This is a genomic window from Carboxylicivirga sp. (genome assembly GCF_982718395.1).
On sequence record NZ_CEXQWX010000029.1, the window covers coordinates 17,109 to 39,927 of the forward strand.

General features: G+C 38.2%; 12 protein-coding genes and 1 other RNA gene. 1 reads left to right on the top strand and 12 read right to left on the bottom strand.

The window, feature by feature from the left end; all coding sequences use genetic code 11:
- Positions 1-124 precede the first annotated feature (124 nt).
- The 10 genes from AC4MRQ_RS07710 to AC4MRQ_RS07755 form a co-directional block, all read right to left on the bottom strand.
- Positions 125-1,492, bottom strand: coding sequence for an exonuclease domain-containing protein (locus AC4MRQ_RS07710; protein WP_491197084.1), 1,368 nt, complete (start codon positions 1,490-1,492; stop codon positions 125-127).
- Between the two features lie 427 nt (positions 1,493-1,919).
- Complete coding sequence (locus AC4MRQ_RS07715; RefSeq protein ID WP_491197085.1) at positions 1,920-3,227, bottom strand: YihY/virulence factor BrkB family protein; 1,308 nt, start codon at positions 3,225-3,227, stop codon at positions 1,920-1,922.
- Positions 3,228-3,476: 249 nt separating this feature from the next.
- An RNA gene (gene rnpB, locus AC4MRQ_RS07720) (RNase P RNA component class A) lies at positions 3,477-3,846 on the bottom strand.
- A gap of 20 nt (positions 3,847-3,866) precedes the next feature.
- Positions 3,867-4,499 (bottom strand): SPOR domain-containing protein, encoded by a 633-nt coding sequence (locus AC4MRQ_RS07725; RefSeq protein ID WP_491197086.1) that lies wholly within the window; start codon positions 4,497-4,499, stop codon positions 3,867-3,869.
- Between the two features lie 28 nt (positions 4,500-4,527).
- Positions 4,528-6,543, bottom strand: coding sequence for an OmpA family protein (locus AC4MRQ_RS07730; protein ID WP_491197087.1), 2,016 nt, complete (start codon positions 6,541-6,543; stop codon positions 4,528-4,530).
- Positions 6,544-6,594: 51 nt separating this feature from the next.
- On the bottom strand, positions 6,595-7,527 hold the full coding sequence (locus AC4MRQ_RS07735) for a PorP/SprF family type IX secretion system membrane protein (protein ID WP_491197088.1): 933 nt from the start codon (positions 7,525-7,527) through the stop codon (positions 6,595-6,597).
- A gap of 11 nt (positions 7,528-7,538) precedes the next feature.
- On the bottom strand, positions 7,539-16,730 hold the full coding sequence (locus tag AC4MRQ_RS07740) for a T9SS type B sorting domain-containing protein (protein ID WP_491197089.1): 9,192 nt from the start codon (positions 16,728-16,730) through the stop codon (positions 7,539-7,541).
- A gap of 24 nt (positions 16,731-16,754) precedes the next feature.
- Positions 16,755-17,162 carry a hypothetical protein gene (locus tag AC4MRQ_RS07745; RefSeq protein WP_491197090.1) on the bottom strand — a complete coding sequence of 136 codons (408 nt, stop codon included), beginning with the start codon at positions 17,160-17,162 and terminating at the stop codon, positions 16,755-16,757.
- Between the two features lie 300 nt (positions 17,163-17,462).
- Complete coding sequence (locus AC4MRQ_RS07750) at positions 17,463-18,119, bottom strand: PQLLE family protein (RefSeq protein WP_491197091.1); 657 nt, start codon at positions 18,117-18,119, stop codon at positions 17,463-17,465.
- A gap of 867 nt (positions 18,120-18,986) precedes the next feature.
- On the bottom strand, positions 18,987-20,006 hold the full coding sequence (locus AC4MRQ_RS07755; protein ID WP_491197092.1) for a DUF2027 domain-containing protein: 1,020 nt from the start codon (positions 20,004-20,006) through the stop codon (positions 18,987-18,989).
- A gap of 98 nt (positions 20,007-20,104) precedes the next feature.
- Here AC4MRQ_RS07755 and AC4MRQ_RS07760 point away from each other — a divergent pair, with 98 nt between their 5' ends.
- On the top strand, positions 20,105-21,313 hold the full coding sequence (locus AC4MRQ_RS07760; RefSeq protein WP_491197093.1) for an S-adenosylmethionine:tRNA ribosyltransferase-isomerase: 1,209 nt from the start codon (positions 20,105-20,107) through the stop codon (positions 21,311-21,313).
- A 249-nt stretch (positions 21,314-21,562) separates the two neighbouring features.
- On the opposite strand, the gene AC4MRQ_RS07765 is transcribed toward AC4MRQ_RS07760, so the two are convergent.
- Both AC4MRQ_RS07765 and AC4MRQ_RS07770 read right to left on the bottom strand, forming a co-directional pair.
- Positions 21,563-21,757, bottom strand: a complete 195-nt coding sequence (locus AC4MRQ_RS07765; protein ID WP_491197094.1) for a (2Fe-2S)-binding protein — start codon at positions 21,755-21,757, stop codon at positions 21,563-21,565.
- A gap of 53 nt (positions 21,758-21,810) precedes the next feature.
- Positions 21,811-22,680: a histidinol-phosphatase gene (locus AC4MRQ_RS07770; RefSeq protein ID WP_491197095.1), complete on the bottom strand. Its 870-nt coding sequence runs from the start codon at positions 22,678-22,680 to the stop codon at positions 21,811-21,813.
- Positions 22,681-22,819 lie beyond the last annotated feature (139 nt).

Sequence of the window (22,819 nt, forward strand, 5' to 3'; positions counted from 1 at the left end):
GACATGACTAACTATTTAACTGATTATTCAGACATGCAAAATATCAATCAAAGTGATATTAAGCGCCTCGTAAATCAATCTTTTGTCTTATGTCTTGCGTCTATAAGTCTGTAATCCATTACAATTAATAAGGTATCAGCTTTTTATACTTCTTATTCCGCAGGTAATTTGATATAATGCTTCTGGTATCACCATTATCATCATAATAGCTGATGTGGTCCTTAAACTGATCCGGCTTCTCAATGCAGACATCTTCTTCAATATATCCCCAACCTAAATAGCTTCCATTTTCGATAACGACAATAGCCATCTCTGCATCATTTCTTCCTTTGTCTAAAATAACCAGGTTATCATGTCCATATGAAAGCTTATTTAATAGTTGCAACGCGCGGCTATTATAGTTGGTATCAGTTTCCGCTCCAACACATGCCCCTTTGCAGGTTTTAAGCTGGTATTGAAAACAGCCATGTTTTCCTTCATACAATCCACATAATTGCTGACATAGCTCGTACTCTTCAATCCATTGAAAAAGTCGCTCCCGTCCTTCTTGCATGGTTTCAAAAGTGGCATCAGGGATTTCAACTCCTGTATTCGGTTTGAGCATTAAACGTACATACCCGCGTCTGTCGGTATAATGATACAATCCCACCTTACTTCTTGATCGACGCTGCGCCCGGTTATATCGGGGTTTTTCCGCCTTTATTTCCTGCGATTCTTTGAGTAAGGCGATCAACTCACTTCCGGTCAGAAAATAGCTTATATCGGCCGCATTCTGCTTCATTTCGATCCCTTTCTTGGTACGGGGATTACCGAGATGCGTAATAATCCTGTTTCGGATGTTTTTGCTTTTGCCAATATAAATCAATTCTCCATTCTCGTTGTGCATGTAGTATACTCCAACCTGAGTAGGTAAAGACTTTATGTGATCAATGGTCAAATCAGGATGCAATCCATTGGCCGAAAATTCTTTATATGGGTCTTCGGGATTTAATATCCCATTGTTCTTTTGGAGCAGGATTTCAAATAGCTGAACAGTCGCCAGTGCATCACCTGCAGCACGGTGACGGGCATCATTACCAATACCCAAAGCAGGACAAATCTTACCAAGGCTATAGGAATCATGACCAGGTAATAACTTCCTTGAAAGCTTAACCGTACATATTGTTGGCATTTCAAAACTGTATCCCAGGTTTTTAAACTCCTCTTTTATAAAATTATAGTCGAAACCTGCATTATGCGCAACAAAGACAGCATCTTTGCAGATATCCACCACATCCTTGGCTATTTGATAAAAAGGTGGCGCCGTTTCAACCATATCATTTGTAATACCAGTCAAAGAAGTGATAAACGGAGGGATATAACTTTCAGGATTAACTAAACTAACAAACTCATCAACAACCTTTTCTCCATCATGCCGGTAGATTGCAATCTCCGTTATTTTTCCGTTCTTTAAATTTCCGCCGGTTGTTTCAATATCAACAATTACGTACATGCAATACTTTTAATCTCTTGAATTTTATAAAATCGAATTAAAGTAAGGGTAAAAGTACACATTTTAATTTTTTACAAATCAACGCATTCTGTCTCAATCACTCGAAAACCCTTATATTTTCTTGGATACAGCTATATTAAAACCTATATTTGTATTACGATCATTGACAAAGACATTCCGCATCAGTCGTATTTAGATTGTTAAACTCAACACTAAAGAAACACCGAGTGACGCTATGTTTTTAAAGAGCGGGCCTCGCCCTTGTGGTTACTATTTATAGTACGGAGGATTATCGATAATTACATGCACTCAAATCCTGTTTTCAGGAGTTTAAATAATCCCGATTGATGCGGTTCTTATAAAAAGGCGATAACTTGATCGGTTATCGCCTTTTCTGTTATTATTCTTGCTTCTATTATCTTATTTCCTATAAATCTTTTAACAGGATATTTCGATTACTTCCTTTCAATAAGTCATCAAACTCTGCCAAAATCCCCTGTAGATTATGCAGATGAATGGTTTCCTCAAAATGAAGATCACGACTTCCTTTTGCTTCAACCATTTTAATGACCTTCATTACCGTCAGTTGATTAATATCCGTGGCAGGCTGATATAATGTTTCTTTCTCATCCTCACTGGTTGTTTCTGAGAAAACATGGCTTATAACCAAATCATAAAGAACCTCATTAATCAGCCTTATAGGGAGCTTTAACTCATTTGATAAATCCATGTTACTTGGAGCCGATTTTCCGCGCGCAAATCGCTTTATAACGAATGCTGCAACCATTAATAACACGTGTCTTTTATATTCATAACTTATTCGGCGCGTATCAGCATCAAATTCATAACTATGGGCATTTTGAAAAGCAAAAGATAATTCGGCACCTAAAAGGACGATTAACCAACTTGCCTGAAGCCAGATCAGGAAGAATGGTAAGGCAGCAAAACTACCGTAAATAGCATTATAGCTTGTTACTGATGACTGAAAATGGATGTAACCATATTGCAGCAATTGAAATAATGTACCTGAAATAATGCCACCAAATAAAGCCGATCGGAACTTTACTCTGGTATTAGGCATGATATACAAAAGCAGTGTAAATACGATCCATACCAATACTATTGAGGAAACATAAAGCAGCGAGGAAACGCCATCTCCTTCGATTCCAACCTTCTCAAGTTGGCTTCTTACAACAGCTACCATTCCTCCACTTGAAATCAGGAAAACAATACCAACCAGCATCAGAGAAATATAATCACTGAACTTCCGAATGAATGACCGTGCATGTTTAACTTCCCAAATATCATTGAATGAATGTTCAATGTTTCCAAACACTTTCATCACCGACCAAAACAAAACAACCAGACCAATTCCTGCAATCTCACCTCCAGGCGTTTTTTCCAGATAGTTGAGAGCAAAGTCTGATATAAAATCCAATACTTCCTCCTGGCCCTCTAGCCTATCCTTTAAAATATCCTGCAATTTATTATCGAGTCCAAAACCTTTAGCAATTCCAAAAGCAAGAGCGGCTACAGGTACCACAGATAACAAAGAATAGAAAGTAAGTGCAGAAGCTTTTAATTGACATTTATCGTTAATAAAGCCTTTTATCGAAATACTTAAAATACGAATGATGCGAATCAGGAAAAACTGGCGTTTGGTAGTTGACTCGGCTCTGATACGCCAAATTTCTTCAGTAAGAAAGTCTATGATTTTAGCTATTCGATCTTTCATATGATTAAATTTATTTTCAAAGGTCATATGGAACTCTTAAATAAATTTGATCATCCTCCTGTGCGTCAATTAGGATAATCAAATTTACATGTTCGTTTTATGTATTTATAATTTATTTTCATCCGTCACATTGAACTCCCGGTGAATTTTAATCATTCTCTTGCGTGTATTTTAGAATGCTAAAACTGACTTTACAATTTCCACTTCGGTCCAATGCATGTTCGTTACTCAAAAAGGCTTTAAAAGGAAAGAAATAGCAAGCCTGTAAGCCGGGTCCTGTATCTTCCAATGGAAGCGTCTATCATTTATCTTAGATAACAGTCACCTGTTATCTCGAGCGACCTACCCCTCACAACTTCAATGAAACAAAGCGAGCAGCTCTGCTCCTTACGGAATTATGATATACATGGTCTTGCAACCCGCCAGATGTACAACTGCAATAGTCACCTACCGCATTGGTGAGCTCTTACCTCACCTTTTCACCCTTACCCTAAGGCGGTTATTTTCTGCTACATTACTATGCCCTCACGGACATCTTCCTATTCAGAAGCACGGTGCTCTGTGTTGCCCAGACTTTCCTCTCCAACCCTTCGGTTACAGCGATAGACCGGCTTGCTATTAATGCAAAACTACAATTTTTTATTCAATCTTAAAGGGAAGGTATTTATCCAACTCAACCAAATAGGCGTCTTTGTAACCCAATGCTTTGATCTTAGCTAACTCCTCCTCAGCAATATCTCCACTAAACTGACCAGTTGTGTAGCGAAATATCTTATCCTTCATCCTGAATTCCATCACATCATCAATATTTTCAAAATGACTTAGATAAACAGGAAATCGCATTGCTCCAAGTTGTACTGTATACGTCTTATTTGGATCTATTTTTTTGTTTTTGGAAGATGAAGAATACTGTGCTGCATTACCATCCAGAGCATATTCTCGTGTATTGACAACAAAAGCCTGATCATATCCTATGCCTTTCACTGACTCTAAAGCTGATTTCGCTTCTTCATACGAATTAAATTCACCAACACAGAAGCGTAAATAGCCGTCATTACATGGATATTCGCGTGCCACATCTACATTTCTAAAGAATTCAGGTGCCTGAGGAGGCAATTTCAATGCAATGATCTGAATAGCGAAGTAAGGAGCCTTGGCTTCCCCCATTCGAATAATCTTCTTATTGGTGCGTAATTTATCCAATTTATCAGCCTTAGCATGAAAACCCATGCTAAGTATTAAAACAACTATTATAAGCGATAAATGTCTCATTATTGATAGGTATTACCTTTTCCAATTACTATTCAAGAATTCGCCACACTACAACTTCAATCCGTCGATTGATCAGATGCTCACTGTCTGTGCAATAAATACCACGTTGACATTTATTTTTAAGATAGCGTTCACCATATCCTCTTGGTATCATTTGATCATCATTGATGCCTTTAGTGATCATTATTTGCTCTGCTTTATCTGCAATGTTCTGGGAAACATTTAAGTTGTTGTATCTATTTCCCTTGGCTTCAGTATGACCATTTAGTTTAACAACAATATTAGGATTTTGTAACAAGTAAGCAGCTAGTTCATCCAATACAGCTAATCCCTCCTTGGTAATTTCATTCCCTTCATAAGGGATAATCATTGTACCAATATCATCCAATACATCATCCTTGAAGATAGGCGTTAATGATAGACCATTGCTGTTAATATCTTCAATCTCCATGATATTTACAATCATTCGCTTAGCATTAAACTCATCGCCTTTAGAAAATTTAATTTCAAACTCCTGCTCTTCATTTTTATACTCATCAGGTATAACAATTGCTACGTGCCCGTCATCTCCTGATTCACCAGATGCAACTAAAGTACCGCTATTAGCGTCTCTGATAACCACTGTGACACCAGGAACAACATCACCATTAAAAGTGGATGTAAACTTAGTAGATAAACTTGATGGGTACATGCTGAGGTCTACTTCAGGTGTTTCCACTTGTTCTTCACTCTGCATATCCACGATTGGGACTTCTTCCAAACCAAAAATAGGAGGTGCATCCGTATCTTCTTCTTCCTCTGCTGCTGGTGGAGCAACGGTAAATACACCATCGCTAGTACCATCTCCGATTCTATTCGAAGATAGAAAACCTCTTGTTTGATCGGCTGGATTTAACACATATCCAAAATCATCCATACCACCGTTAATTGGCTGACGAAGGTTTACCGGCTCACTATACCCACTGGCTGTTTTCTCTGCCATAAAAATATCCAATCCTCCAAATCCACGGTGACCGTCAGAGGCAAAGTATAAGTTCCCTTCCTGATCAAGGAATGGCCATTCTTCGTCTCCAAATGTATTAATTACCTTTCCAAGATTAACGCCATTTACAACATCACCAGAAGATTTTATCTCTGCCCTGTAAAGGTCTTTGCCACCAAATCCACCTCGTTGTGTTGATGAGTAGTACAAGTATTTATTATCGGCTGATACAGCAGGGTATGCCGTATTATAATCATCAGAGTTAATCCCTAATTCCCTTTCATTTACCCATTCTTCTCCATCAAATACTGATGTAAATATTTTTAATCGACTATCTCCACCCTTGACCCGAACAGGCTTAGTATAGTAAATACGCTTATAATCACTGGTAAACGCAGTTGCCCCAACATGATAGTCAGATTCCAGATTTTTGGAAAAAGAACGACTCTCTTCCTGAATTTCTCCATCAACCATTTCTGAGAAAAACAAGTTTAACATGCCTTTACCAGAGCGGTCCACTTCTTTACTTCTACCTTCCTTTTCTGCAGAATAAACTACGCCATTCTTAAAATATTGAATACCAAAAGACTGCCCCCCAACTAACAGACTAGCCGGATTAACAACTACATCCGGATTATAATCACCATTTTCCTTAGCCCATTCACAGGATTTAATCAGGTTATCCATATCAATTGGGTTAGCACCTTGCTTTTTGGCTTTATTATACCATTCTATTGCTAAATCATAACCATTTCCCCTATGCCAACATATGGCAAAGTTTACGATGTCCTCACCTGTTAAATGGTCCTGCAATTCATCATAACGAGTTAATGCTTCGTTTTGATTCTTTTGATAAAAGTAACAACGGGCAATTTCAATTTTCGTTTGTGTATTAAACTGAGCACCTTTCTCTTCAGCAGCATCATAATACTCCAATGCCCTGTAGTATTCCTCGTTGGCTAGATATTCCTGTGCTTTCTTCAATTCTGAACGCTGTCCATATACAGAAGATATAGCCAGAAGCATCAGTAGAAGAAGTGTTAATCGAGAATTAGGTTTCATCGGTTATATTTTTTGTCCAAATTTCTTTTCATAATCGCCCATCAGTTATTTTTAGAAATACCTGATAGAACGCATACCTGCTCTCTTATTAAAAGAGAAATCAAATTGTAATCCTATCTCATGTGATCCATATTGTCCAAAACGTCCTAGCTTCGATAATGAATAATCAAAGGAATAACGGACCGTCCATTGTCTGTTAATTATATATTCACTCAGGAAAACAACTTCAGAGATACTTCGATAAGAAGCACCTAACCAAATTCGCTCATTTAGTAATACATTACAAGATACATCAAAGGTTAATGGTGCGCCAACTACGGTTCTGATCAAGGCCGTTGGTTTAACTTTTACTTGATCCCAATCGAAAATGTACCCACCATACCAATAAGAGTGCAAATTTTCAAAACTGACTGTATTTTTGTACTGACCATTATTTTCCTGAGCTTCATCGTATGAAGGATTAAAAAACCGCGGAATAGAAAATCCTCCAAAATAATTTTCTCCATAATAATATGCTCCAACACCAAAATTGAATCCTAAAATAGACTCCTTTCTTTCGAATAAAGGATCTCCGAAGTCATCCGTTATAGCCTTCGTTCCATCATAAACATTGGAAGTTACCCCGACTTGCAATCCTAAAGAGAGAAAGTTTGTTCGCCCCATCTCCAATTTATAGGAACCGGCAGCCATAAAATTGAAGTTATTTGAAAATCCAATTCTATCATTTTCAAGTACCACTCCTACTCCTAAATTTGTATCCTCAATTGGTCCGTGAACATTTATGGCCTGATTCATGGGGGAATCATCCATACCAACCCACTGACTGCGATGAATAATTAAACCACTAATTACGTCGCGTGTTCCATTATAAGCTGGATTTAATACCCCTTGGTTAGATATATAATGATTGTATTGGGCCTGGTCTTGTGCTTTAAGACTCAGAACCAACATCATCAGACACAGTATGGTTAACAGATTCCTCATAGTAAAATCTTTTATCTCCTTAATTCAATGTATCCAGAAAACTCTTTAGTTTTCGTACCAGATTCTGAATCATTAATTGTTATAGTATAAACATAGAAGTATGTACCACTCGGCAATTTCTCACCAAGAGAAACCATCGCTCCTGCGTTAGACGTTCCATCCCACCAAGAATCGTCTTCGCCATACCTGTTGCCTTTAGAACGATAAATAACCGTACCCCATCTATTAAATACCTCGAGTTTTGACTCAGATACTGATTCTGGTCCCTCACCATAGCTTCCACTAATTACAAACTTCTCATTGTATTTATCACCATTTGGAGAAAATGCATTTGGAATCAACAGGTTATTCTCCTCATCAACATCAGCATTTCCAATAAAGAAATGAACTGTAGCGTGATCAAATCGATGCGTATGTTCCGTATTGTAGATTAAATAACTTACAGAATCACGACCATAGAAGCTTGGAGTCTTAATTAACTGTAATTGTCCCGTATTAGCATCAATCGTAAACTTATTCCTTGGAATCGACTCATAAGCCAATAGTGGAGTAAATCCATCCTCATTAGGATCTGGAGTTGGATTCACATTCGGATCAATTAAACTAAATTTAATATTAGCTCCTATAATATCAAGAACTGTTGTTTCAAGATCATCGTTTTCGTGAACAACTACTAATTTTTCGTTTTCACCTTTTTTGACAGAAACAAGTGTATCATTAGCAATTAAAGGTTTCACCTCCAACCTGACAGAACCTAACATGTCTCGTAAACATCCGTTTTCCTCAGCTCGGATAGTATAAATACCTCCGTCAGATGGTGAGTTATCGTATACAAATGGACTACCATTGCCACTCACTACATACTCAATTGCATATGGATTACCATCTTTCAAAAGAGTATAAGTAATATCTAAAGTTGAGTTGTTTAATCCAATTGAATCAACATTTACAGAACCAACTCCTATTTCATCTTCTTCAATAGTAGTCATTCCCTTGCTAGGCTTACCAACTGTAATATTGAATTCAGGAATTTCAGAATATTCGATAATAATAATATCCGTGTCAGTCCGATTCTCACAACCATTATCAAATGACTTGGCAATAATATAGTAAGTTCCAGCTCCAATATATTCATTAAATGCTTCAGGATTACCAGTACCTGTTAACCATCCAATGCGTTCACTCGTTACGCTGTTCACAATATAGTAATCAAACCCTACTTGCGTATTAAGTAAACTAACAGTTGCCCCTTCTTCTCCAAAACAATATTGAATATCAGTTGATACAGCAACTGGTTTCTCTGGAGCTTCTTTATAATCGATGCTAACTGTTCCCATGGATAAATCACAGGTACCACTACTAAGTGCTATAACTTCATATATCACAGTACCGCCAACACTCTCGGTAACATTCCATATGATCGAATTTCCTGCTACATCACCTGTCTGTGAATCACCAAGGTCAAATCCATCCGCTAAAATGCTATAAACGCGTCCATCTTCACTGCCACTCAGAATTACCTGTGCGCCAACATTACCACAAACGCTATTCACATTTGAACTTACGCCAAACGTAAGTGGGCTGGATAACTCGGTAACATCAACCGGGTCACCATTATTCATTTGTGTAATACAGCCCATACCGTTATATGAACCCCAGATTGTATACGAACCATCTGATACACTACCTAATACAAGATGTGTAGCGCTATTATCACCTGTTGCTTCGGCAACAACTACAGAAGATGCATCAAGCACTTGATACAGAACACCATCCTGTTGATTCTGCAAACTAATTTCAACACTGCCATCAGCTGAACAATATTCCAAGGTATTAGAACTGGCAATCTGCATATCAATATCTGTTCCAGCGCTCACAGTAACTGTATCTCTCATGCTGGAAGTACAACCATCAGGCGAAATACTGTACACGGTATAAGCACCATCTTGATTAACTGGAATAAACTGCAGTTCTCCGCCATCTCCAATTTTCGTATCAACCAATACATTACCACTTCCATCATCGCGTAATAAGGTATATTCATAGTTACCTTCTGAACCATCAAGAGTCAGTATTGCAGGATCAGTAGAACAATACTTATCCGCGCCATATAATCTAAATGACTTAGGTAATGGATTGTAAGTAAGTGTTACCTGATTCAGCATTTCATTACTACAACCAGAAGGATCGTTAATAATATCTGCATAACCAATTACCTTATAGGTTCCTTCTGCAAACAATGCATCAAACTCAATTGGATCTGTTGCATGTGATGACAATATAGTATCTACTGGTATATCATTGTTCATCGCATCAATACGATACAAGACGTAATCAATATTTGTTTCAGGAATATTTACCTGGATGGTAATATTACCAGAACCAACACAAATAGGTCCTGAAGGTATATAGGTAATGTCCCTCTTACCAACCACTCCAGCTATCTGAACATGAATTGGATTATTATATGTATCATCAATTGTGGTTAAACAAGTGTTATTATATGCTTCAACCCTATAATATCCGTCTGAGTCAAATATTGGAGCAAATGAAGCGTCGCTACCATTACCAATAATCTCGTAACCAGGTACAGGCAAATCTGTTGACATACTGACAACTACGTACCTAATATTATTTTGAGTATTTGGAATGGTAATAATTGTTCCATTAGAACAATCAGTTCCATCAACCACATTTAGCACACGATCTTCAGGTAATAATGTCATTACAACATTAATTGCATTGTTCATTGCAACCGGACCACAATCGGTCTGAGCATTATTCTTAACTGCCTGAACAGTATACTCCGCTTCAATTGCAACATCCCAGACTATCTGACCTCCACTGACAGTTCCATTATTGCCAGTCGGATTACCATCCAGATACAACTCGTAAGTGACATCATTTTCAGGATTATTAATATACAGACCCACTGATCCTCCTCCTTCGCAGAAACTGGTCTCACCCATTAAATCAAGTACTATTGGTTCAGGATCTATCACAACGTCAAGATCATTGGCCATATCTTCTTCACAAGTGATGCCCTCTACATTAGCCCTAACGGTATAATTACCTTCTGGATATATTCCGGTGAACACTAATTGTCCACCATCACTCGTTGCTAAAATATCTTCAACAGGATTGTTATCCTGGTATAAAGTATACCTTACACCTACTTCCTTATTGTCAAGCAGTAACTGAACGCCTGCTTCACCAGGACAGTAGCTTGGTATATTATTCAATGCAAGCAGGTTAAATGCAGTTGGTAAGCTTTCTTCAATAACTGTAACTAAACCATTCATTGGATAATAACAACCGCTAACGGTTTTAACACTTACAGTATAATCACCTACCTGATCGTACGGTCCGAATGTATGAGAGTTACCATCACCAGTCCAGTCAGATCCTGTTATTTCAGATCCATTGTGACTAACAATATAATTAACACCAACTTCAGAACTTTGCAGTATCACTTCGATGCCTAAACCACCTGTACAGAATCTTCCATGAGTTGGGTCACCCACAACATCCTGGCTAGTACCACTCCAGTCCGACTTAATCTCAAAGGTACCTGCCATAACTTCCGGACAACCATTTCTTTCACCAGAAACAGTATAGATACCAGTTGTTAGTTGATTGCCAAACGATATGGTACCACCGGTACCGCTTACTGGGCCAGCAACAGGTGTACTGCCTACAAGTAGATAATAATCAACATCAGGCTCAGAACCATCAAGTGTTACTTCATACCCTATGCCACCATTACATCCGGTTACGTCTCCCGTAGGCTGTATTGAGAATGTATTGTTTGGAAGCGGTATCTCAGTAACCTGAACAGTATTACTCATATCAATCTTATCACCAGGAACAGCTGGCCAGTATGCTTCAATCTTATAAGTTGCCGTTCCGTTGTATTCGAGATCAACACCGTTAACACCATGAGTCCAGCGCACTTCATCTGCAGCATCTGTTACCAATACCGTCCCAATGGACTGTGCATCATCAGTACGTATCAGTTCATAGGTAACATTTGCCAATATTGGTGGAACCAAGTAAATCGATATTGTCTCAGGACTTCCCTCACAATATGTCTGAGTACTTGGTTCAACATTTGATGGGAATAAGCCCTCGAATACACTGATTGTTATTTCGGTACTATCCTTACAACCATTGCTGGTTTCAGCAATAACTCGTACAACAGTATTGTCATCACCTATATCGGCTGGTGTCCATCTGAAGGTCTCTGAACCATCATGTCCGGTTTGCAAATTACCATTTACTTTATAATCATAATTAACAACATCTGTTCCGCTTGCAGTAAATGTTACTTCAGTGCCTATAATTACACTCGTACCAGGAACAACATTCAGAGCTACACCTGCCAGTGGATTAACAGTAACATCAAGAGTAGCAGGTGTTAATCCAGAGCAATTACTTGTGTTTTCGTAATTGACAGAGATCGTATGTGTACCGATGGCAGTCCACAGCACATCAATACTCTCTGTACCTGTACCTGATATTATTGTTCCTTCAGCCGGAACAATCCAGTTATAGTTATTGAATCCTGTTTGAGTGCTATAAGTTTTAACATTATCTACACAAGCGTCGGTATCACCAATGATGTTTGGTACAGGTGTATCGTTTACTGTTACATTTAACACCTGAGGTGCCGCCGGACTACAATTGTTAGCATCTTCATAACTTACACTAATTGTTTGAGAACCAACGGTATTCCAGATTACTTCAATACGTCCGTTATTATCGTCAACATCTATCACTCCACCTGTAACTAACCAATTATATGAACTCATACCTGGTTCAGTTGTGTATACTTCACGGTAAGTATTACAAACCACATCGTTACCGGTAATTGTAACAACTGGCAAGGCATGAACTGTTACATCAATACGTGATGGGTTAACAGCAGAACACCCACTAGAGTTATCATAATTAACCTCTACAGAACCGGCTCCTTGAGTATCCCACGTAACTATTATTTCTTCAGGACTAGCACCAGGACCAAATGTACCTCCGGTAACAGTCCAAGTATAGTTATTTTGCCCAGCATCAGTGGTATATACATGTCCAGTTGAATTTAAACAGGCTTCATTCGCACCAGTTAAGGCAACAGTTGGTATTGGATTAACAGTAACTGGCAACACAAAAGGTGTACTTGCCGGACATGATGCCAATTCATAATTAACACTGATTTGTCTACCTGCTCCAAGTGTCCAGACTACATCAACAATATGCTCATCAGCAGACGGAGTAATAACTCCACCCACAATCTGCCAATCGTAATTTGTTCCACCTGCCTGGGTTGTATATGTAACTGTATGTCCTTCACAAACATTATCACTTCCTGATATTGTTGGATTAGGCAAGTCGACCACTGTTACATTTGTCGAACTTGGAGAATCCGGATCACAGTTATTTGTATCTGTATATGTAACTGTAATGCTTTTTGTACCATTGGTTGTCCATTCTACATCTATCGATTGTGTATTTTGTCCTCCGACAATTGTACCACCTGCACTTACTGTCCAGAAATAATTACTCATACCCGGATCAGTTGTATATGCTTCTGTTGTCATAAGACACACAGTGCTAGCGCCTGTGATTGATGGTACTGGTAAACTATTAACGTTTACAACGTAATCGGTTGGGTTAGTAGGTTCACAACCATTAGCATCTGTATATGAAACACTAATGGTACCTGTTCCAGCTGTATTCCATGTAACCGAAACAGTATTTGATCCATTACCCGAGTCAATAATACCTCCACTTATTGTCCAGGAATAACCGGACATACCTGTTTCTGTTGTATATGTATTCCCCGTGGAATTCAGACATACATCGGTTGGTCCGCCTATCGTTGGTACCGGAAGTGCATTAACTTCGACCGGTAAAACAAAAGGAGTTGCCGCTTTACAGTTACCAGCAGTCGCCTCATAGTTAACACTAATACTTTGAGAACCAAGTGAGGTCCACTGTACATCAACTATATGCGGATTAGCCGTTGGAATAATTGTACCTCCAACAACAACCCAATCGTAATTACTATATCCATTTTGAGTAGTATATGTTTCAATAGCATTTAAACATACCGGATCATTACCTGAAATGGTAGGAGTTGGTAATGGATGTACATTAATTGCTAATTGTTCGTCGGTAGCCGCATCACAGCCAGCAGCATTTTCATAGTTAACACTAACAGTTCCGTTTCCTATGGTATTCCAAAGTACAGTAATGGTTCCGTTACCATCGTCTGACTGTATGCTACCTCCCACCACATTCCAGCTGTAATTTGTCATGCCGGTTTGTGTGCTATAGGTTTCTGTACTATTTAAACAGACATCTTCATTTCCAGCTATTGATATAACAGGTAAAGAATTAACTGTTACGTTTTGAGAACTTGGTGCTGCAGGATCACATCCATCAGAATTACGATAAGAAACTGTTACAGTCTGACTGCCCGTACTATTCCACTGGATATCAATATAATCAAAACCATTACCTCCGCCAACAAACGCGCCACCAGTAAAGGTCCACACATAATTTGAGTTACCAGCATCTGTTGTATAACGTTCAACATCACCATTACAAGGTGATAAATTACCACTTATGGAAGGTACAGGTAAAGGATTAACGACTATACTAACTGGTGGAGCAGAGCTGGCAGAACATCCTTTATCTGATGTTGCAGACACATAAACTTCATCTCCATTGACTAAAGTGTTTGTCGTATACGTATTTAACGCACTACTTTGTTCACTACCTGAATTAACAAAGAACTCATAATTAGCGAAACCAGGTGTAGCAGTAAACGTTACATCTTCATCTTCACAAACAGGATTTGGACTTGCTAATAATGTTACTGCAGGATTAGGATTGACAGTTATGGTAATCATCAAGGAGTTATCACTACAACCTGAATTAGCTTCTGATATAACGACATAAATGACATCTCCGTCAATTAGTGCATTATCTGTATAGGTAGATGAAGCACCATTTTGAACTGACTGATCACTTACTCCCCTTATCCTTCTGAAATCATAAATGAAACTAGCAGTTGGATCAACCGGTGTCTTTATTGCACTGGCATTAAATGTAACTGGTGTACCTGCACATATCTCTGTACCTCCAGGCACCGGAGCGCTTATACTAATGCTGGCAACCACCTCGTTTACAACTACAGTAACACTTGCGTTTGCATTACAATCTGTAGCATAATTTGTATCATAACCGACTACATAAATAACGTCACCATCTGCTAAACCAGTTGTATTAAAAGTATTATCCGTACTACGTGCCTGAACTATATTACCGGGATTAATGGCATTTCTATAAAACTCATATTCATCTGCATTACCTGCAGTAAACTCAACATCCGTACCCGCACAAAATTCGTCTCCTGGCTGATCACTATTTAATGTTACTGATGGAATTGGATTAACGGTTACTGCAGGCGTACCTGTTATATCGGTAGGTTGAGCAGTACAATTTGCATCACTCAATGCCGTTACCTGATAATTGTACACCGTTTGACTACCAGCAGGATTCGTAACTGGCGTTACTGGAATAACAAACGGACTTGCGCTTGCCGTTGCATTGAACGTAGAAAATCCATCAGTATACTCTATATCCCAATCAGCGGTACCAGTTAAATCAATTGTAATATTTGTTGTTTCTCCTTCACAGATCGAAGCATCACCACTCATTAATGATGTAGGTCTGCTATTTACTGTAATATCAGCTACTCCCGTTAAGGTTGCAGCAGAACATGCAGGTATATTCGCATCTGTTAATGACTTTATAGTATATGACGTATTAACAATTGGCGACACAGAAATAACATGCGGACTGGTTGCAATATTATTTACAGGAAAATCAGTTGTTCCATCTGTATAAACAAGATTCCATGGCGCAGTACCTGTAAAAGTAAAGGTGAGATCTGTACTTTCTCCATTACAGATGGTTGCTGTTCCAGAAATATCACCTGTTGGTAATTCATTAACAATGACAGTTGCACTACCAGTCAGGTCTGGTGCACCCGCAGGACAACCGCCGCTATCCGATAATGATTTAAGTGTATAAGTAATGGTTCCAACTGCCGGTGTTATAGCAACTACATGAGGAGATGCATTTGCCGTAACATTAAAATCAGTGGTACCATCTGTATAAACAATATCCCAAGGTCCTGTACCTGTTAATGTAAATGTCAGATTAGTTGACTCCCCCTCACAAATGGTATTATCTCCACTTATTACACCTGTTGGTACTTCCTGAATTACTACAGTAACACTGGTGCTGGCCGAACATTCGGTTACTCCTGATGTACTTGTATCAAATCCCTCAACAACAACAACATCTCCATCTGAAAGAGTATTCGTATCATATGTATTATCAGTACTCCTGGCTTGTAATTCATTGCCAGGATTAATTGATCCTAAATAAAAAGCATATTCATCTGCACCCAAGGCAGTGAACGTAATTAAGTCACCGTCGCAAAATTCATTGGCCGGATCATCTGTTTCCAAAGTAACAGAAGGTGCCGCGTTTACTTTAACAGCCCAACCATTGCTAGGATCTGAGTCAGGCATTGTTGTTTGGCAGATACCATTATCAGCAATTACGTAATAGATATAATCACCAACAACACCATTAGTAACATCAAAATCAATTTGTCCGTTTAGACCAGGCGAAACGCCAACATTACTACCTGAACCGTGTATATATAATCGATAACTTGTTGTTAAACCTTCTGAATTCTCCAATGATAACGTGAATGGTTCACCAACGCAAACCTCGTTCGGACCAACAAGATTATAAGATGCAGGTGATGGCATTACACGAGCTCGTGCTGGCACCCAACCTCTTTCATCACCTGGTGAACCTTGAATTAGTACCACATTTACTTCGCGTCCTAACCATGACGCATCCACTGCACTTGGAGTAAAATAATAATCACTTCCATCCTGTCGAATCAAGCTTGACACTGACCTTGACGGATCATCCACGTGACCAATTTCTCGAACATCCCAAAAATATTCAGTCCAAGTTGGTACATCCGGGCAATCCAATAATATGTCTACTTCGCTATCACAATGATTACCTTCAACACACGATTGCCCGGAGGCATACTGCGCACTCCAGGTGAATAGTGTTGTTAGCAATACTGAAATTAGTAAATGTCTTTTCATCGTGTATCTTTTAAGGTTTAGGCTTTATTGTCCTCCACTCACTTTAATGCGATAAGTAAGTATAAGTGTCTCAATATTATCAGATTTTTGTGAGTACACTACAACGACTTCTTTATCCCCAACTACCTCATAAATTTCACTTGGCAACAGATAGTATTTGCCACCTTTTTTGGTAACACCCTCCTTAATTTCATTACCAATCCGTCCTTTGCCCTTAATCTCGTTTACAGTCCATTCAAAACGATTATAAGCAATATATTTGCTCTCTTCCGGCTTACAATTCAATTCTACCTGACCATCACTGGCTAAATAAACTTTTTTTAGGCAAGGTAAATGCTGCTCATTACTTTGACCAAACGCATTTATTGCACCACCAAAACTAATCATGATGACTGCAATAAATAAAACCTTAACAAATTGTTCTCTCTTCATAAACTTTGAGTTTATTTCTGTCCCCAACTTCACAAACCCACTACACAGCACTAAAAATATAATTTCATTACTTAACTACGGAACGGGTACCCCCAATTCTTTTCAGATTTTTATCAACAGCCCATATTTACTGACAAACAACTCTATAATGGACATATAGTTACACCGTATTGTAGTTAACAGAAAACGCTCTTTCCTGACTAATTAGATTTTGTACGTTAATACTGTATAGATGTTACACCATCTCAGGCTTTCTTAAATCCTTCATATTTTTTTAAAGTTTCAAATTATATTCAACAGTTAATCCTTGGCTTTAATTCCAAGACTCACCAAAAGCCCCGGTTTTTCTTCAAAAGCAATGCGAACCACCTTAACGTAGTCACTTACATAGCCTTGTATATTCACCAACATCTTCTTCTTCAAATTCGTTATTCGACGAACCTCACCCTGCGCCTCCAGACACTTATCTGAAAGATGGCCTAATTCTTTCAGCTGTTCTTCAAGTGCTTGTATATTCTCCGTCTGGATATTATACACCTTTAGAGCATTTAACCAATCTTCATTTTTAAGAAGGTTCGAAACAAATGCGTTCATCTGAAATATAAATTCATTAATGGTACGAGCTCTGGCTCCGTTCAGCATCAACGCCTCCCCTGCCTTAAGGTCTTCGGCCAGCACAATACGCGCTAACTTCAAATAGCGCATATACTCCTTCTTGATCCGGGTCAGCAAATTACTCTTATCGCGATACACCAAACGCTTTCGATTCTTCGCAGCCTCACTGGCATCAACCAACTCGGTCAATTCCTTATTCAGACCATAGATATAGTTCAATTCCTTCTCATTATAACCGTACTGGTTCACCGTACGCTTAATTGAGTCTTCATGCAAGCTATTCCTGAGCAATAACTCTACACCTGATTGATATGAAACTATGCTATTCTTTGTATAGTGCATTCTTAATTTATTCAGTATTAGTAATTTTTAAATTTCTAATTATAAGAATACAATTAGTCTTATAAAGGTTTTAAATTATTTTTTTATTTTGCAAATAATTTTAAATCTTTTTAATATTTGATCTTTTCTATTTTAAATATGTAGATAAATAAATTTACGCAAGAAATATACAATTATAATTAAGGTATATATAAATTTATTAACGATATTTATATCCATACGAAAGAATATAACTAATAATTTATAGGTATATACATTTCTAATAAAGAATGCTAATAAATTATTTAATGAAGTAGTATTTATTAAAAAGAGATAAAGTTGAAATAAGAATTACCTCATTCAAGAATTGAGAAAATCCATTGAATCAGAAGGCATCCAGGAAGACATTACGAATACGTTAATTTGTATGGATCGAATCTTTATAACCAAAATGCCAATAAAGATTCGATCCTTTCATCACATATTATTGATAGTATTCTTAACGCTATAATTTTAGGTTTACCAGATTAGTAGAAATGTTGTGAGTTATGTCCGCCTAATTGACATCCATTCAATATTAGTCGCATGACTAGTTTTATTTTATGGCAAACGCTCAGGGTTTCTTTAGTGAATTAAACAGAACTGGCAGGTGTAGTAAAATTGGTAATGTTTTTTAGACTAAAAAAGCCTGTGCACTTTTCTGAACACAGGCTTCTTTATATGATTGAAAAACTTAATTTACAATAAGCTTCTCACTAACTTTTAACGTATAAACCAAGAGATTCCAACAACTGAGGTTTGTCTTCCATTGCAATTTTAGTAGCTTTTAATGACAAAAAAGCCGCTTGAGAACATCCCAAACGGCTATATTATCTACAACTGTATAACTTACATTATCACCATGGTAGCACCATAACCATATTCCTGAAATGAAGCATCCTGATAGACATTATTTCGATATTGCCTGTCTAATAACTTTCGGACTTCAGTTTTAAGCTTACCATTACCTACTCCATGAATAAATACAACCTTACGTCCTTTGTTTTTAGTATTTTCGCTCATCACCTGCTTAAACTTATCTAACTGAATTGTAATAATCTCCCCCTTACTTAAGCCAGCCGTTGAATCAATTAATTCATCAATGTGTAAATCCACCTCCAGCAATGCAGGTTCATCACGCCTGGCATATTTCTTCCGTTTTGGCTGGCTTTCCTTATCTTTAATAACCTTTTTAATTTCCTTATCTGATAACTCCTCCAGCTTTCGTTCAAATTCACCCTTAATAGCGGGTAACAAAACAGCTTTCTCGTGGTAATAATCGTTATTAGCAAAAACATTATCCTTCAAAAAGCGAGATGCCTTGATCTTTATCACTTCTGATACCGGTGCAAGATTAGTGTATGTTTTACTCTTCTTGAATAAAGTCAGGTTCACTTGCCATTGACGGTCGTCAAGTTGATTAACCGCCAGTTTATCCAAGGCAACCTTGGTATTAGGTTCAACCGTGCCATGGTAGAAAAGATCAAGGTCACCATCCTTCCGAAGGTTACTTATGGTATAAAACACAAAGTAATTACTATCATTAATTGCCTGTACGCGTAGATTGCCAGAAGCCTGACCGGGATTATCGCCAGATAAGAAGGCAATATAAAACTGCGGCGACGAATCATCACCTATTTCTTCGGCAAATTCATAATCATCCTCTTCCACTTCTTCTTCCACCACATTACCAGAACCTGCATTTTTTTGAGGTTGTTCATTTTTAATCACCACACACTCATTGATCATCACAGGCACTTCAAAGCCATCTTCATCCTCTACGTAGGCCAGTTTACCATCCACACGCACTACAACACCACCTCCGTTGCTATCTAAAAATCTAACTGTATCTCCTGCCTTAACACTCATTATTCTGAATTTTTATTATTCGATAAAACTAACTTTAACACACCAATTGGTGCAGATGAGCAAAGTTAATTAAATTTGTCGCGCCAAAAATGCGAATCATGATTAAGCCACAGATATCAATTAGCAATTATACTTATCAATTACCGGATGAGCGCATCGCCAAGTATCCGCTAAACGAGAGGGATGCTTCGAAACTGCTTATCTATAAAAATAACACCATCAAGGAAGGTATTTTTCCTGATATTATAAATGAGCTACCGCCCAATGCAATGCTGGCTTTCAATAATACCAAAGTAATAAGGGCGCGATTAAAATTACAGAAGCCAACTGGTGCTGAGATTGAGATTTTTTGTCTTGAGCCACTTGCTCCGGCAGAAGTTCAGATGGCCTTTGACAGTCGTACTACAACGACTTGGAAATGTATTGTTGGCAATGCCCGTAAGTGGAAAGATACGCCATTAGTTAAAACTCTCGAAATAGAGGGAAGCAGCTTTGAGTTGACTATTAAGAAAGGTGAACGCCTTGGTGATGCATATTCAATTGAATTCAACTGGAATAATAATAATTTCTCCTTTGCAGAGATTATTGAAGTGATTGGTCTGACTCCTATTCCTCCCTATTTGAATCGTGAAACAGAAAATATCGACAAGGATCGTTATCAGACTGTCTACTCTCAACATCAGGGATCAGTGGCGGCACCAACAGCCGGACTCCACTTTACCGATAATATACTGGGAAAATTACTAAGCAGCGGTCATCAGCTCTTAAATGTGACCTTGCATGTAGGCGCTGGTACGTTCAAGCCAGTTAAATCAGAAGAGGTAGCAGGTCATGAGATGCACACGGAGCATTTTGTAATTGAACGAACTTCTCTGGAATCACTCATTCGTAATAACAATGCACTAATCGCCGTTGGAACAACCTCGGTGCGTACACTTGAGAGTCTTTATTGGTATGGTGTTCGACTCTTATCGGGAGAAAGCATAGATAAAGGCATTGAACAATGGGATCCATATAATTTACCAGATTACTATTCAACCCGGGAGGCTCTGCAAGCCCTATTGACCTTTATGGATCAACACAAACAGAGTCACTTGGCTGGAAAAACAGCTATTATTATTGTGCCAGGTTACAGGTTTAAAATGATTAACGGACTGGTTACAAATTTTCATCAGCCTCAGAGCACCTTGCTATTACTTATAGGAGCTATTGTAGGAGATAAATGGAAAGATATTTATAGTTATGCCCTTGATAACGATTTTCGGTTCTTGAGTTATGGCGACAGTTCGCTGTTGATGATAGAATAGGGTTAAATTGTGGATCTGTGGATTTGATAAAGGTGCTCAGTGCAAAGTGTCCGGAAATACTTCTGTTATCAGTCTTCCTGCCCTTGCCCGTTTTCACTTTCTGCAACTGCATTCTGTCTGAAAACTACTGACTAATTGTATTGTCGAATTATTGACCGAAATAATATTAAATTACGTTTTTTTAACCTTATAAAATTATTGGATGAAATTTCATGAACTGCGCACTATGCACAGTGCACTATTTAATAATTAAACCTCTCTCTTGGCAATTTCATCCTCCAATATCTCTTCGATATCAGCCATACAACTACCGCAGATGGTAGCAACATCCGTTTCGTCCTGTAAATCTTCAAAGGAGGTAATATTCTTCTCTCGTATTACTTTTATAATATCGGCTTTTGTCATTTGCATGTGCCGACAAACAAAATCATTATCGTCAAACATATTTTATTAGCTTTTAAGTTTTTCAGGCAGTAGTCTGCAGAAAAACATACCACCTATCGTTCTGAATAAAGAACATCCCCGATTGGAATTTGTTTCCATTGATTGCCTTCAAAATAACTGACAGCTTCACATCCAGCATTCTTAAGCATTGAAACAGCCTCCTCAAACCCTGCCGTTAGTTCATCAGGATGATGAGCATCAACCGAAACGGTTAAAGGAATATCCAGTTCGACACATCGTCTTACCACTTGTTCATTCGGAAACCAGGTGTGATACTTTCTTCGATAGATACCTCTCGTATTTACCTCAATAATAACACCGGCTTTAGCAATTACCTGCAAAGTCTCTTCAAGAACCTCCTGATACCAACTTTCTGATTCGGTAAAGAATCGTCCTTTGTTGTTCATCACCACTTTATCCATATGGGCAATTACATCAGGCTTCTGGGTCAGCACCATTTCCTGTATTTGCCGATAATATTGCTTAACGGCCTTCCTGATATCTCCTTTAAAACATTCGTTTAAACCACGTTCATAGTTCTCAACCGGACCATCCAGGAACCAAAGTTTTGATTTCTCCTCAGGATTATGCACCAAATGAACTGATCCGATGATATAGTCCAGTTGCCCAAGTTTTCGGTAGGTATCGAATGGGATACTGTGCTCATGAGAAATAAAATCCGTTTCAAGTGAACGGTAAACGGCCAACTGCCCTTTGTACTTTTCCTTGCATTTATCTATTTCACCGACATACGATTCCAAATTATGGAAATGCATGGCCCATGCTGTTTCAAAGGCTACAGGTGCATGACTCGAAAAACCAACAGCTTTTAAATTCTGCTCTATTGCACTCTGACATACCTGATCAATGCCAGCTTTTCCATCACAAAAATCAGAGTGGGTATGAAAACTAAAATATTGCATTATTGACACCATATTAGTTGCGCGACAAAAATGTTAATATTTCCTTAAAGCAACAATGATTTTCAAACCTCTTCCAAAACCTTTTTATCTGAGCTAAATTTTTATATGGATAGTCATAAAAATCCTATTATTTTTGCGA

Coding starts and splice junctions, on each gene's coding strand:
- AC4MRQ_RS07710 (WP_491197084.1), bottom strand. CDS start 1,492: ATGTACGTAATTGTTGATATTGAAACAACCGGCGGAAATTTAAAGAAC.
- AC4MRQ_RS07715 (WP_491197085.1), bottom strand. CDS start 3,227: ATGAAAGATCGAATAGCTAAAATCATAGACTTTCTTACTGAAGAAATT.
- AC4MRQ_RS07725 (WP_491197086.1), bottom strand. CDS start 4,499: ATGAGACATTTATCGCTTATAATAGTTGTTTTAATACTTAGCATGGGT.
- AC4MRQ_RS07730 (WP_491197087.1), bottom strand. CDS start 6,543: ATGAAACCTAATTCTCGATTAACACTTCTTCTACTGATGCTTCTGGCT.
- AC4MRQ_RS07735 (WP_491197088.1), bottom strand. CDS start 7,527: ATGAGGAATCTGTTAACCATACTGTGTCTGATGATGTTGGTTCTGAGT.
- AC4MRQ_RS07740 (WP_491197089.1), bottom strand. CDS start 16,730: ATGAAAAGACATTTACTAATTTCAGTATTGCTAACAACACTATTCACC.
- AC4MRQ_RS07745 (WP_491197090.1), bottom strand. CDS start 17,162: ATGAAGAGAGAACAATTTGTTAAGGTTTTATTTATTGCAGTCATCATG.
- AC4MRQ_RS07750 (WP_491197091.1), bottom strand. CDS start 18,119: ATGCACTATACAAAGAATAGCATAGTTTCATATCAATCAGGTGTAGAG.
- AC4MRQ_RS07755 (WP_491197092.1), bottom strand. CDS start 20,006: ATGAGTGTTAAGGCAGGAGATACAGTTAGATTTTTAGATAGCAACGGA.
- AC4MRQ_RS07760 (WP_491197093.1), top strand. CDS start 20,105: ATGATTAAGCCACAGATATCAATTAGCAATTATACTTATCAATTACCG.
- AC4MRQ_RS07765 (WP_491197094.1), bottom strand. CDS start 21,757: ATGTTTGACGATAATGATTTTGTTTGTCGGCACATGCAAATGACAAAA.
- AC4MRQ_RS07770 (WP_491197095.1), bottom strand. CDS start 22,680: ATGCAATATTTTAGTTTTCATACCCACTCTGATTTTTGTGATGGAAAA.